At 70.2% G+C, this 13669-nt stretch carries 9 protein-coding genes and 2 tRNA genes; 9 read left to right on the forward strand and 2 right to left on the reverse strand.

All coding sequences use genetic code 11. The features are described from left to right. Nucleotides 1-32 precede the first annotated feature (32 nt). Nucleotides 33-106: transfer RNA gene (locus ACFWFI_RS31910), tRNA-Lys, on the reverse strand. A 169-nt stretch (nucleotides 107-275) separates the two neighbouring features. On the opposite strand from ACFWFI_RS31910, the gene ACFWFI_RS31915 reads away from it, so the two are divergent. The 3 genes from ACFWFI_RS31915 to ACFWFI_RS31925 all read left to right on the forward strand — a co-directional run bounded on the left by ACFWFI_RS31915 (nucleotide 276) and on the right by ACFWFI_RS31925 (nucleotide 4117). Then, nucleotides 276-1562: a peptidoglycan-binding protein gene (locus ACFWFI_RS31915; RefSeq protein ID WP_387396955.1), complete on the forward strand. Its 1287-nt coding sequence runs from the start codon at nucleotides 276-278 to the stop codon at nucleotides 1560-1562. Between the two features lie 37 nt (nucleotides 1563-1599). Next, on the forward strand, nucleotides 1600-3360 hold the full coding sequence (locus tag ACFWFI_RS31920; protein WP_387396958.1) for an SPFH domain-containing protein: 1761 nt from the start codon (nucleotides 1600-1602) through the stop codon (nucleotides 3358-3360). Nucleotides 3361-3526: 166 nt separating this feature from the next. Continuing rightward, a complete protein-coding gene (locus ACFWFI_RS31925; RefSeq protein WP_387396961.1) occupies nucleotides 3527-4117 on the forward strand; it encodes a lytic polysaccharide monooxygenase auxiliary activity family 9 protein in 591 nt (196 codons plus the stop codon). 59 nt (nucleotides 4118-4176) lie between these two features. Here ACFWFI_RS31925 and ACFWFI_RS31930 read toward each other — a convergent pair. Next, a tRNA-Lys gene (locus ACFWFI_RS31930) sits at nucleotides 4177-4250 on the reverse strand. Between the two features lie 271 nt (nucleotides 4251-4521). On the opposite strand from ACFWFI_RS31930, the gene ACFWFI_RS31935 reads away from it, so the two are divergent. The 6 genes from ACFWFI_RS31935 (at nucleotide 4522) to ACFWFI_RS31960 (ending at nucleotide 13612) form a co-directional block, all read left to right on the forward strand. Then, nucleotides 4522-5532 (forward strand): LacI family DNA-binding transcriptional regulator, encoded by a 1011-nt coding sequence (locus tag ACFWFI_RS31935; protein ID WP_387396964.1) that lies wholly within the window; start codon nucleotides 4522-4524, stop codon nucleotides 5530-5532. Between the two features lie 158 nt (nucleotides 5533-5690). Then, nucleotides 5691-7064: an ABC transporter substrate-binding protein gene (locus tag ACFWFI_RS31940; protein WP_387396967.1), complete on the forward strand. Its 1374-nt coding sequence runs from the start codon at nucleotides 5691-5693 to the stop codon at nucleotides 7062-7064. 7 nt (nucleotides 7065-7071) lie between these two features. Next, entirely contained in the window at nucleotides 7072-8043 is a 972-nt protein-coding gene (locus ACFWFI_RS31945; protein ID WP_387396978.1) for a carbohydrate ABC transporter permease, read from the forward strand. Nucleotides 8044-8057: 14 nt separating this feature from the next. Continuing rightward, nucleotides 8058-8945 carry a carbohydrate ABC transporter permease gene (locus ACFWFI_RS31950; RefSeq protein ID WP_387396970.1) on the forward strand — a complete coding sequence of 296 codons (888 nt, stop codon included), beginning with the start codon at nucleotides 8058-8060 and terminating at the stop codon, nucleotides 8943-8945. 28 nt (nucleotides 8946-8973) lie between these two features. Then, nucleotides 8974-11919, forward strand: a complete 2946-nt coding sequence (locus ACFWFI_RS31955; RefSeq protein ID WP_387396973.1) for a carbohydrate-binding protein — start codon at nucleotides 8974-8976, stop codon at nucleotides 11917-11919. Nucleotides 11920-11992: 73 nt separating this feature from the next. Then, nucleotides 11993-13612, forward strand: a complete 1620-nt coding sequence (locus tag ACFWFI_RS31960; RefSeq protein WP_387396976.1) for a glycoside hydrolase family 13 protein — start codon at nucleotides 11993-11995, stop codon at nucleotides 13610-13612. The last annotated feature ends 57 nt before the right edge of the window (nucleotides 13613-13669 follow it).

Raw genomic sequence — 13669 nt, forward strand, 5'->3', positions numbered from 1 at the left:
CTCACACTCGGTGAGGGGGCCTCGCTGTTGCGTGCGCCGTCAGGGACTCGAACCCCGGACCCGCTGATTAAGAGTCAGCTGCTCTAACCAACTGAGCTAACGGCGCCTGCTGACCTGGAGAACTTTACCCGATGCGTGGGAGTGCTCCTGACCAATTCCTCTCCGGCGCGGCCTGTCGGATGGTCGTTTTTTCCCTTTAGTCCGTCACCATGGGATATGCCGGGAAAGTTGAGTTACGGAAGATCTGGACGACTGCCGAGAGGAAGAGGAGTCGCATGACTGTGCCGGTCTTCGAGGAGTACGAACCCGCCGCCGACTGTGGCTGTCCGGGCTGCGCCCGTCGTCGTCGTACGGCTGCCGCGCTGCCCGTACGACACGGCGGCCACCCCGCCGCGCATGGTGCGCGGCGCGCGCTGGTCCTCGTCACCGCGGCGGGGGTGGTCCTGTCCTGCGGGGCGGGCCAGGCCGCTGCCACCGCCGCCGGACGGGACACCCCCGCCGGCAGGGTGGCGGACCCCCAGCCGCCCACCCCGCAGGGCACGGTGGGGCCCCTGAGCGGCGGCGGAGCCTCGGGGCCGCCCTCCGCGCCGGACACCGCGCAGCGCACGACGACCCGGACCGACATCATCAACCGCGCCAAGAAATGGGTGACGGCGAAGGTCCCGTACGACATGGCGGCGTACTGGTCGGACGGCTACCGCCAGGACTGCTCGGGCTTCGTGTCGATGGCATGGAACCTCGGCAGCAACGAGTGGACCGGCAGCCTCGCCACCTTCGGGACGAAGATCGCCCGGGCCGACCTGGAGCCCGGCGACATCCTCCTCTTCCACAATCTGGCGGACCCCGCGGTGGGGTCGCACGTCACGGTGTTCGGCGGCTGGACCGACCACACGCACAGTCACTACCTGGCGTACGAGCAGACCAGCCCGCACACGCGTGCGGCGACGACGCCGATGGCGTACTGGAGCAACTCCTCCAAGTACGTGGCCTACCGCTACAAGGGCATCGTCAGCGGCGCGAGCAGCAGCGGCTCGGCCACCGCGTTCCCCGGCGCCGCGAAATTCGCCCCCGGTGCGAACAACGCGCATGTCACCCGGCTCGGGCAGCTGCTCATCGCGCAGGGCGGCAAGCGCTTCTACAAGACGGGCGCGGGGCCGCGCTGGAGCGACGCGGACAAGAAGGCGACGCAGGCGTTCCAGCTGGCCCAGGGGTGGAAGGGCAAGGACGCGGACGGCGTCCCCGGCCCGGGCACCTGGAGCCTGCTGCTCAAGGGCACCGGGCACAAGATCCCCACCGCCGGGACCGGCGGCACCACGAGCGGGGCCGTGGCGTACCCCGGGAAGAGCTTCTTCGCTCCCGGGCAGTCCAACGACCACGTCCAGAAGCTCGGCGCCCAGCTGGTGAAGAAGGGACACGGCACTCACTACGTGACGGGCCCCGGCCGGCGCTGGACGGAGGCGGACCGCCGCAACGTCGAGGCGTTCCAGCGCGCTCAGGGCTGGAGCGGGAGTGCGGCCGACGGATATCCGGGGCCGGAGACATGGCGACGGCTCTTCGCGTGACGGCTGAAGCGACGGAACGGACATGACGGAGGCGGGAATGCGATCCACGGAGAACGTACGGGGCGAGTGGGACGAGCTGGGCGAGCGGGACACGCGGGTGGTCGTGCCCGGACCCTGCGTGGGGGACGCCCCTGCAGAGGCGCGGGCGGCGGTGCCGCCGGTGACCGAGAGATACGGGGCCGGGCTGCCGGGGCCCGGCACGGGGCCGGACCCGGTGAGGGAACCCGCCGGGGACACGGTGGACGCGCCTGCGGTGGTGGACGCGTCCGCCGTTGAGGACGTGCTGCCCATGCCGGACGTGCACTTGGCTGACGCGCCTTTGACGGTGGGGGACGAGGACGTCCCGGCGGATCTGGGGCCGGCCCTGGACGCGGTGGCGGTGGTGGGCCGGGCCACCCCGGCGGACCTCGACCTCGACCTGGGCGCGGAGCCGGTGCAGGGTCCGCAGCCGGGCCCGGAAGCGGTCGCCGGCGAGGACACGGATGACGGCTCCGCCCCGGCGGGCCCTGGGGGCGGGCCGGGGGACGGGCAGCCGGATCTCCACAAGCCCGTGCCGGGCGGGTTCCGGTCGCTCGGCGACGAGGAGCCCAGGTCTGTGCCGGGTGCTCCCCGGCTGTCCGGCGACGAGCAGCGCGCCCCGGTGACGCTCACCGTCGGTGCCGCGGACCCGGTCGCCTGGTGGGGTGTCGGGCGACGGCAGCCCGTCATCGCCACCGAGACCACCGCGACCATCCCCGTACACCTGCTCTTCCGCGACGACGACCCCGACAGCCCGGCCGCCGCCCCGGGCGGCACCACCGCCGGGACCGGCAACACGCGGCGGCCCGGCGACCGCCGTCCCCCCATGCCGCGCTCCCCCCAGGTGCAGGCGCCCACCCGGCCCTCGCCCCTCACCGACCCCCGGCTGACCGAGCGGCCCGGCCCCGTACTGCCCGGCTGGGCCGCCCTGTTCATCGCGACGGCGGGGGTGGCCGCCGGACTCGCCGTGGTGTGGTGGCAAGGCGCGCTGCCCGCCGCCGTGACCGGCCGGCTCGGACTCGGGGCGCGCCCGGACGACGGCATCGGCACCGGGGCCTGGGCCCTGCTCGCGCTGCTGGTGACCGTGGTGCTCTTCACGTGCTGCGGTCTCGGGCGGGGCAGGGCCGGACACGCCTCGGTGCTGACACTCTTCGGCGACTACCGAGGCAGCGTCCGGCGCGCCGGCCTCCTCTGGATCTCCCCGCTCCTGCGGCGCCGCCGGGTCGACGTACGCCTGCGGCACTGGCGCAGTGAGCCGCTGCCCGCCGTGGACGCGAGCGGTACCGCTCTGCGGGCCGTGGTCCTCGTCGTGTGGCGGGTGAAGGACACCGTGCGGGCCACGCTCGGTGTCGCGGACCACGAGCGGTATCTGCGCGACCAGGTGGAGGCGGCCCTGGCCCGGGTGCTCTCGCAGCTGCCCGCAGACGCCTTCCACGAGGACACCCACACGCTGCGCGACGCGGAGGCGGTGGGCGACGCGCTGACCCGGATGCTGAAGGCGGACTGCGTGCCCGTGGGCATCGAGGTGTACTCCGCGCAGCCGACCGGGATCGAGTACGCCCCTGAGGTCGCTGCCGCCATGCAGCGGTGCCGGGTGGCGGCCATCGACGCGAAACACCGGGACGGAGTGCTGACCTCCCTGGTCGACGCGGTGGACGACACGGTCGGCCGGCTGACAGCGCGAGGCATCGTCGAGCTCGACGCCTACGAACACAAGGCCCTGGTCAGGGATCTGACGGTGGCTTTCTACACCGGACGGGGCGGCGGAGACGGGGTCTGATCGCTTCCGGTTGCACGGGAGTGCGCGCTGAAACCCGATCCACATTGGTCTGGACATGTTCATGCCGCGTCAATAATCTGGACTTGGTCTAGACCGCAAGTGATGCGCGCAGCACAGCTCAGATCATCCCCAGAACATCCCCCACGTTCTCGAGGAGCGACACAGCATGCGGAAAAGGGCAAGCGCGGCCGTCATCGGCCTGGCGATAGCGGGCGTCTCCATGTTCGCGACCGGCAGCGCCAGCAGTCACGGCTACACGGATTCCCCCATCAGCCGGCAGAAGCTCTGTGCCAACGGCACCGTCACCGGCTGCGGCAACATCCAGTGGGAGCCGCAGAGCGTCGAGGGCCCCAAGGGCTTCCCGGCGGCAGGACCGGCGGACGGCAAGATCTGCTCCGGCGGGAACAGCCAGTTCGCCCAGCTCGACGACCCGCGTGGTGGCGCCTGGCCCACCACCAAGGTCACCTCGGGGCAGGGCTACAGCTTCCGCTGGCAGTTCACCGCCCGGCACTCCACGAGCGACTTCCGGTACTACATCACCAAGAGCGGCTGGGACTCCACCAAGCCGCTCACCAGGGCCGCCCTGGAATCGCAGCCCTTCATGACGGTGCCGTACGGGAACCAGCAGCCCCCGGCGACGCTGACGCACCAGGGCTCGATGCCCACCCAGAAGACCGGCAAGCACATCATCCTGGCCGTCTGGAACGTCGCGGACACCAGCAACGCGTTCTACGCGTGCTCCGACGTGCAGTTCTGACGCGGCACGACGCACAGTGGGCGGTCTCTTTGAAAGGAGACCGCCCACTGTGGTGTCTGTGCGCCGTCAGGGACTCGAACCCCGGACCCGCTGATTAAGAGTCAGCTGCTCTAACCAACTGAGCTAACGGCGCCTGCTGACTCGAAAATAATACCTGGTCCTCGGGCGTGCTGATGACACGTGCCCGCGCCCTGCCGCGTGGCCCCGGCCACACCCCACCGCGTGGCCCGACCGTGCTCCGCCCCGGGACCTCTCACCGCGCTCGCCCCGCAGGCCTTCGCGTGCGCCGCTCGCACCCCTCTGCGTGCCCCTGTGCGCGCCTTCCGGTGGCCGCTCCGCAGGGAAAGTCATTTTCTTTCGTAAGTGATCTTCATTTTTGCGTAGCTCTTTGTAGGGTGAGCTCCGTGACGAAACGACGACTCTCTCAGGTGGCCGAGTACGCGGGTGTCAGCGAGGCGACGGTCGGCCGTGTGCTCAACGGCAGTCCCGATGTGGCGAGCGCGACCCGCGAAGCGGTGCTGAGCGCACTGGACGTCTGCGGGATCGAGCGGCCGAGCCGCTACCGGGCCGAGCGGGCCGCGCTGATCGGCCTGGTCGTGCCCGATCTGCAGAACCCGATCTTCTCCGCGTTCGCCGAGGCCCTGTGCGGACTGCTCAACAAGCGCGGCCTCATACCGGTGCTCTGCACCAGGACCGCCGACGGTGTCTCCGAGGCGCACTACATCGAGATGCTGCTGAAGCAGAACATCGGCGGCATCGTCTTCATCGGCGCCAGCTACGCCGACGCGGGCCCCGAACACGGCCGTGCGCTGCGCGAACGCAGGGTCCCGATGGTGCTGCTCAACGCCGCCGACGAGAACACGGGCGTCGCTCAGGTCAGGGTGGACGACGCGCTGGCCGCCGACCAGGCGCTGACCCACCTTGCGGCGCTGGGGCACGAACGCATCGGCATGATCCTCGGTCCGGTGGGGCACGTCCCCTCGGCCAGGAAGCTCGCCGGCTTCGCCGCCTTCTGCGCACGCCGCGGTATCGCCGCGGACGAATGGCGGCGGATGGTGGCGCACGCGCTCTTCACGATGGAGGGCGGTGCCACCGCGCTGCCGCGGCTCCTGGCGGAGGGGGTCACCGGAATCGTTTGCGCCAGTGACGCCCTGGCGCTCGGGGCTGTCCGTGGCGCCCGCAGGCAAGGGGTGTCCGTGCCCCGGGACCTCTCGGTGGTCGGGTTCGACGATTCTCCGTTCATGGTGGCCACGGCCCCGCCGCTGACCACTGCCCGGCAGCCGATCCAGGCGATGGCCTCGGCGGTCGTGGCCTCACTGGCGGCGCAGATCGACGGCCTCGCGGGTGCAAACGAGCTGATGATGTTCGACACCGAGCTGATCGTCCGGGGGTCCACCGCCGCCCGGCCGAACTGAGAGGGCCGGACGGGTGTCGTGTTTCTTGCACAAGCCGCTGAGATTACTTTCTTGCGTAGATGCATTGACTTCTTGCGTAACCGGCTTCTACCTTCGGCGCAGCTCAGTGCTCGGGGTCCGACAACCCCGCAGCGGACCCCCAGGAAGGCACGATCCCCATGGTTGGCATGCCCGGCATCAGCAGACGTCAGCTTCTCGGCTCGGCGACGGCCGTCGCCCTCTCCCTCGCCCTCACGGCCTGCGGCGGCTCCGGAGACTCGCCGTCCGGCGTGGACAAGAACGGCGTGGTCACGATCAGCGTGAACGGCATGCCCGCCAAGACGCAGGCCGTCGACCGCAAGAACTTCATGGAGGACGTCGCGGCCTTCGAGAAGAGCCACCCGAAGATCAAGATCGACGCCCGCGAGGGCCAGATGGACCCGAAGACCTTCGCCGCCAAGCTCGCGGGCGGCCAGCTGGAGGACGTGTACTACGTCTACTTCACCGACCCCGCCGGACTGATCCAGCGCCGCCAGGCTGCCGACATCAGCAAGTACGTCGGCGACGTGCCGTACTTCGAGGACATCGACCCGGCGCTGATGAAGGTCTTCAAGGACGCCGAGGGCAAGACGTACGGCCTGCCCACCGGCAACTACTCGATGGGCCTGCTCTACAACCGCGACCTGTTCGCCAAGGCCGGTCTCGACCCCGACAAGCCGCCGGCCACCTGGGAGGAGGTCCGCACCGCCGCGAAGAAGATCAGCGCGCTCGGTGACGGCACGGTCGGATACGCCGACTACAGCAAGAACAACCAGGGCGGCTGGCACCTCACCTCGTGGATCTACTCCATGGGCGGGGAGGTGGCCACGAAGCAGGACGGCCGCTGGAAGGCCGCCTTCGACAGCGAGGCGGGCCGCAAGGCGCTCAACGCCCTGCACGACATGCGCTGGACGGACAAGAGCATGGGCACCCGTCAGCTCCTGGAGATAGCCGACGTCCAGAAGATGATGGGCTCCGGCAAGCTGGGGATGTACATGGCGGGCCCCGACAACATCCCCACCATCGTCAAGCAGTTCGAGCGCCAGTACGAGGAGTACGGCCTGGCCGCGCTGCCCGGGACCGCGACCCTCGGTGGCGGCGACGGCTTCATGTTCAACCCGAAGGCCTCGCCGGAGAAGATCAAGGCCGGGCTGGCCTGGGTCCAGTGGAAGTACCTGCGGAGCCCCGAGCGGGAGAAGGTCGACAGCAAGCGGTCCAAGGAGACGGGCGTGCCGATCGGGCTGCCGCAGCCCCGGCTGTTCGCCGGCGAGGCGCAGGCGGAGGTCGACAGGATCCACGAGCAGTACGCCAACACCCCGGTGAAGAACTACCAGCCGTTCATCGAGCGCAACGCGCAGGTGGAGACCAAGGTCGAGCCGCCCAACGCCCAGCAGCTCTACACCGTCCTCGACGGCGTCATGCAGTCCGTGCTCACCAAGGAGGACGCGGACATCGACGCGCTCCTGGCCGCGGCGGCCAAGAAGGCCGACACCATCCTCGCCTCGGTGAAGTGACGTGACGATGTCCCTCCAGCCGCTCTCCACCGCAGCGGAGAAGGTCACCGACGAAGACGGCTCCCCGTCCGGGCCCGTGCCCCGGACCGGGACGCCGGCGGGAAACCCCCGGCTGCGCCGGGCCGTGCGGGAGAACCTGGTCGCCTACCTCTTCCTCGCCGCGGGAGTGCTCTGCTTCGCGCTCTTCTCCTGGTACCCGATCGTGCGCGGGGTCCTGCTCGGCTTCCAGCAGGTCAACTTCGCCGAACCCGCCCGGTGGGTGGGCCTGGACAACTTCCGGCGGCTGGTGGACGACCCGCTGTTCCTGACCGCCTGGCAGAACACCGGCTACTTCACCCTGCTCGCCCTCGTGTTCGGCTTCGCCGCACCGTTCGCCACCGCCGTCATCCTGAACGAACTGCGGCACGGGCGCTCGTACCTGCGCATGACCGTCTACCTCCCGGTCATGCTGCCGCCGATCGTCACCATGCTGCTCTGGCGCCAGTTCTACGACCCCGGCCCCGGCCTGTTCAACAACGTGCTGGAGGTCTTCCAGCTGCCGGCCCAGCAGTGGCTGGAGTCGGAGAACCTCGCCATGGTGTCCCTGGTCCTCGTCTCCACCTGGGCCAACATGGGCACGACCACCCTGATCTACCTGGCGGCACTCGGCGGTATCCCCGGCGAGCTGTACGAGGCGGCGGAGCTCGACGGTGCGTCGATCCGGCAGCGGCTGTGGCACGTCACGATCCCGCAGATGCGCTTCATCCTGATGATCACGCTGCTGCTCCAGGTCATCGGCACGATGCAGGTGTTCGTCGAGCCCTTCGTCCTCACCGGCGGCGGTCCCGACGACGCCACCGTCACCGTGCTCCTCCTCCTGTACCGCTACGCCTTCGTCTACAACGACTTCGGCCTGGCCAGCGCCATGAGCACCCTGCTCTTCGTGGTGCTCGGCCTCTTCTCCGTCGTCTATCTGCGCCTGACCCGCAGCAAGGGCTGAGAGGAACCGTCGCCATGGCCGCCGAAACCCCCGTACGCACACTGATCGCGCCCGCCGAGATGACCCGGCGAACCGGCCGGTTCCTCTACCGCTTCGTGCTCGTCGCCACACTGACCGGCTTCACGATCGCCTTCGTCTTCCCGCTCTACTGGATGACGACGGGAGCGGTGAAGTCGTCGTCCGAGCTCGCCGACCCGAATCTCAGCCTCTTCCCCGAGAGCTGGCACCCCGAGAGCTACACGGATGCCTGGACGAACGTCGGACTCGGCCACTTCTTCCTCAACACGCTGGTGCTGGCCCTCGGTGCCTGGCTGACCCAGCTGCTGGTCGACGTGTCCGCCGCCTACGCCCTGTCCAAGCTGCGGCCCCTGCTCGGCAACGTCGTCCTCGGCATGATGCTGGCGACCCTGATGCTGCCGGTGTCGGCGCTGCTCGTACCGACGTATCTGACGGTGGTCGACGTGCCGCTCTTCCACGTCAACCTCATCAACACACCGTTCGCGATCTGGCTGCCCGCCGCGGCCAACGCCTTCAACATCTTCATCCTCAAGCGGTTCTTCGACCAGATCCCCGCCGAACTCCTCGACTCCGCGCGGATCGACGGGGCGGGCACGCTCAGGGTCCTGGTCTCGGTCGTCCTGCCACTGTCCCGGCCGGTGCTCGCCGTCGTGTCGATCTTCGCGGTCGTGGGGGTCTGGAAGGACTTCCTCTGGCCGATGCTCGTCCTCCCCGACGAGGCGAAGCAGCCCATCACCGTCGCGCTCAACCGGCTCTCGGAGTTCATGCCGGCCAACCAGCTCCTGGCCGGGATGGTCATGGCGAGCGTCCCCCTGCTCGCCCTCTTCCTGGTCTTCCAGCGCCACATCATCGCGGGTCTCACCGCGGGCAGTCTCAAGGGCTGACCCACCCCCACAGGAAGGACACACAGACGTGTCTCCTGCACCAAGAAAGCGCTCCCGAGCCGCTGTCCGGCTCACGTTCCCCGTCCTCGTCTCCCTGCTCGGCACCGTGCTGTACGGGGCAGGGGGCGCACAGGCGGCCACCGTCACGGTGGAAGCCGAATCGGCCCAGCTGTCCGGGGGCGCCGCCGTCTCCACCGATCACAGCGGCTACACCGGATCCGGCTTCGTCGGCGGCTTCACCGACGCCCACAAGGGCGCCGCCTCGGTGTCCTTCGGCGTGACCGCCCAGGCCGCGGGCACCGGTTCCGTAGCCCTGCGGTACGCGAACGGCACCGGCGCGACGATGACGCTGAGCCTGTACGTCAACGGGGCCAAGGTCCGCCAGGTCAGCCTGGCGCCGACGGCGAACTGGGACACCTGGGCCACGCAACGGGAGACGGTCACCTACGCCAAGGGGGCCAACACCGTCGCCTGGACGTTCACCGGCGCCGACAGCGGCAACGTCAACATCGACAACAGCACCGTCGACACCTCCGCCGACACCGGGACCCCGACCCCCTCCGGCGCCCTGGAGGCGGAGTCCGCGCGGCTCTCGGGCGGTGCCGTCGCCGCCACCGACCACTCCGACTTCACGGGCACGGGCTTCGCGGGCGGCCTCACCGACGCCAACAAGGGCTCCGCCTCCGTCTCCTTCGACGTGAACTCCGCCGAGGCCGGAGCCGGTTCGGTGTCCCTGCGGTACGCGAACGGCACCGGCGCGACGATGACGCTGAGCCTGTACGTCAACGGGGCCGAGGTCCGCCAGGTCAGCCTGCCGGCAACCGCGAACTGGGACACCTGGGCCACGCGGGAGGAGGCGGTGACGTACGCGAAGGGGGCCAACACCGTCGCCTGGACGTTCACCGCGGCCGACAGCGGCAACGTCAACATCGACAGCCTCACCCCGGCCACGCCCACCACGCCGACCGACCCCGGCGGCCCCACCACCCTGACCCATCAGGCCGAGGACGCCTTCGCCTCCGGCGGACCGGCGAAGGCCACCGCCGCCACGGGCTACGAGGGCAGCGCCTACCTCTCCGGCTTCACCGCCACCGGTGCACGCGCCGTCTTCGCGGTGAACGCCCCCAGCGCAGCGACGTACCCCGTGACCGTGCGCTACAGCACCCCCGACGCCACCGCGTCGACCGTCACCCTGCTGGCCAACGGCACCACTGTCCGGCGGCTGACCCTGCCCGGCACCGGGGGCGCCTGGAAGAGCGCCGCCACCGACGTCCCGCTGCGCGCCGCGCTCAACCACGTCACCCTGCGGACCGCCTCCGGGGACAACGGCACCCTCCAGCTCGACGGGATCGGAGTCACCGGCTCCACACCCAACGACACCCGGGGCGCCACCGTGCCGTACACCGCCTACGAGGCGGAGAACGGCAGCACGAACGCCGGCACGACCGGTCCCGACCGCACCTATCTGACCGTCCCGTCCGAGGCGTCGGGCCGCAAGGCCGTCGTCCTGGACGCCACCGGCGAATACGTGCAGTTCACGCTGACCAAGCCCGCCAACGCCCTGACCCTGCGCTACTCCGTCCCGGACAACGCGGCAGGCACCGGCATCGACACCACACTGAGCGTCTACGCCGACGGCACCCAGCTCCGGGACCTGCCCCTCACCTCCAAGTACAGCTGGGTCTACGGCGGTTACCCCTACACCAACGACCCCTCCCAGGGCTCGGGCCACCACTTCTTCGACGAGACCCGCACCCTCCTGACCGGGACGCTCCCGGCGGGCACCGTGCTGAAGTTCCAGAAGGACGCGGGCGACACCGCCGCCTCCTACACGCTGGACCTCGTAGAGACGGAGAACGCGCCCGCCGCGCTGCCCATGCCGTCCACCGGCTTCGTCTCCGCGACCACGCTCGGGGTCACCCCGAACGACGCGGGCGACGACACCGGTGCCCTCAACGCGGCCGTCAGCACCGCCACGTCACAGGGCAAGGGCCTCTGGCTGCCGACCGGCACGTACAACATCTCGGGGCACATCGACCTCGCCGGAGCCGACCTTCGCGGTGCCGGCCAGTGGTACACCGTGCTGCGCGGCAAGAACGGCAAGGGCGGGCTCTTCGGACGCGGCGGAACCAGCAACGTCCAGGACCTCATGATCGCCGGGGACGTCTCCTACCGCGACGACGCCAACTTCGACGCGGCTGTCGAGGGAGACTTCGGCAACGGATCCACCCTGACGAACCTCTGGATCCAGCACACCAAGGTCGGCCTCTGGATCGACGCCCCGACCAACGGCCTGTACGCCTCCGGGCTCCGCATCCGCGACACCTTCGCGGACGGCGTCAACCTCCACAAGGGCACCAGGGCGACCGAGGTCTCCCACAGCAGCGTCCGCAACACCGGTGACGACGGGCTCGCGATGTTCTCCGAGGCCCAGGCGGTCACGGACAGCGCGTTCCGCTTCAACACGGTGCAGCTCCCGATGCTCGCCAACACCGTCGGCATCTACGGCGGCCACGGCAACCGGGTCGAGGACAACCTCCTGGCCGACACGGTGACGGGCTCCTCGGGCATCGCCATCAGCAGCCGCTTCGCCCCGGTCCCCTTCAGCGGGACGACCTCCGTGCAGCGCAACACCCTGACGCGCACCGGCGGCTACGAACCCAACTGGCAGAGCAAGCTCGGCGCCCTGTGGATCTACGCCGACTCCTCCGACATCACCGCGCCCGTCCTGGTCAAGGACAACGAGATCCTCGACAGCACCTACAGCGGGCTGCTCGTGTCCTGGCAGAAGAACGTCAGCGCGCTCACCGTCGACGGGCTGAAGATCGACAAGGCCGGTTCGTACGGCATCGAGATCAACTCCGCGGGGGCCGGGACCTTCTCCCGCGTGACCGTGAGCGGCGCGGCCGCGGGCGGTCTCTCCAGTGCGGGTGGCTTCACGATCACCCGGGGCGCCGGCAACACCGGCTGGTAGCCCGAAACCGGTGCGGGCCCGCCCCTGACCTGCGGGCCCGCACCACCTCATATATACCGAGCAAGGAGTCTCAGTGACCACCCACTGGTGGCGGCACGCCGCGATCTACCAGATCTACGTACGCAGCTTCGCGGACGGCGACGGGGACGGCACCGGCGATCTCGCCGGGGTCCGCAGCCGCCTCCCGTACCTGCGGGAGCTCGGCGTCGACGCCCTGTGGTTCAACCCCTGGTACACCTCGCCGATGGCCGACGGCGGCTACGACGTGGCGGACTACCGCGACATCGACCCGCTCTTCGGGACCCTCGCCGAGGCGGAGCTGCTCATTTCCGAGGCCCATGAGCACGGGCTGCGCGTCCTGATCGACCTGGTGCCGAACCACTGCTCCGACCAGCACATCTGGTTCCGTGAAGCGCTCGCCGCGGGTCCCGGGTCCCCGGAGCGCGAACGCTTCTGGTTCGTCGCCGGGAGGGGAGAGGGAGGCGAACTCCCGCCCAACGACTGGACCTCGTACTTCGGCGGCAGCGCGTGGACCCGGGTGACGGAGGCCGACGGCACCGCCGGGCCCTGGTACCTGCACATGTTCGCGCCCGAACAGCCCGACCTGAACTGGGAGCACCCCGAGGTGCGCGCCGAGTTCGAGGACGTCCTGCGCTTCTGGCTCGACCGGGGCGTGGACGGCTTCCGCATCGACGTCGCCCACGGCCTGGCGAAGAAGCCCGGCCTGCCCGACGTCGGGCCGGACCCGGACATCACCGACCTGCCCTACCAGGACTGCGACGCGGTGCATGACATCTACCGCTCGTGGCGCAAGATCCTCGACACCTACGACGGTGACCGCACGTTCGTCGGGGAGGTCTGGCTGCCGACCCCCGAGCAGTCGGCCCGCTATCTGCGCCCCGACGAGCTGCACTCGGCGTTCAACTTCGACTTCCTGTGCTGCGCGTGGGACGCGGACGCGCTGCGCCGGGTCGTCGAGGAGACCTTCGCCGGGCACGCGCCGGTGGGGGCGCCGCCCACCTGGGTCCTGTCCAACCACGACACGATCCGCCACGTCACGCGGTACGGGCGTGAGGACACGTCGTTCGACATGGGCGACAAGCGGCTGCTCGACCCGAGCGATTCGGTGCTCGGCCGCCGCCGGGCCCGGGCGGCGGCGCTGCTGACGCTGTCCCTGCCGGGCGGGGTGTATGTCTACCAGGGAGACGAGCTGGGCCTCCCCGAGGTGCAGGACCTGCCTGACCACCTGATCCAGGACCCCACCTACGTGCGGTCGGGCGGGTCGGACCGGGGGCGGGACGGGTGCCGGGTGCCGTTGCCGTGGAGCGGGTCCGGGCCTTCGCTGGGATTCTCACCCGAGGCGTCCGGGGCGGCCCCCTGGCTTCCGCAGCCGACGGCCTGGTCCGGACTGAGCGTGGCGTCCCAGCACGCCGACCCGGAGTCCTTCCTCAACCTCTACCGCTCCGCGCTGGCCCTGCGCCGGGATCGCCTGGTCGGCATGCCGGAGTCGCTGACCTGGGTGGACGCAGAGCCCGGGACGGTGTGCTTCGACCGGGAAGACGGTTTCCGCTGCCTGCTCAACGCGTCGGCGACGGCGGTCCCGCTGCCGGAGGGCGCGCGGGTCCTGCTCGCCAGTGGCCCGCTCCCGGACGGCACGGTGCCCCCGGACACGGCGGTATGGCTGTCCCTCTGAACGAGGGCCCCTCCCCGATGGGGACGGGGGGCGAGGCGTTCCGGACACCCGGAACGC

It is taken from the genome of Streptomyces sp. NPDC060209, assembly GCF_042728155.1.
In the GTDB taxonomy this organism is placed as follows: domain Bacteria; phylum Actinomycetota; class Actinomycetes; order Streptomycetales; family Streptomycetaceae; genus Streptomyces.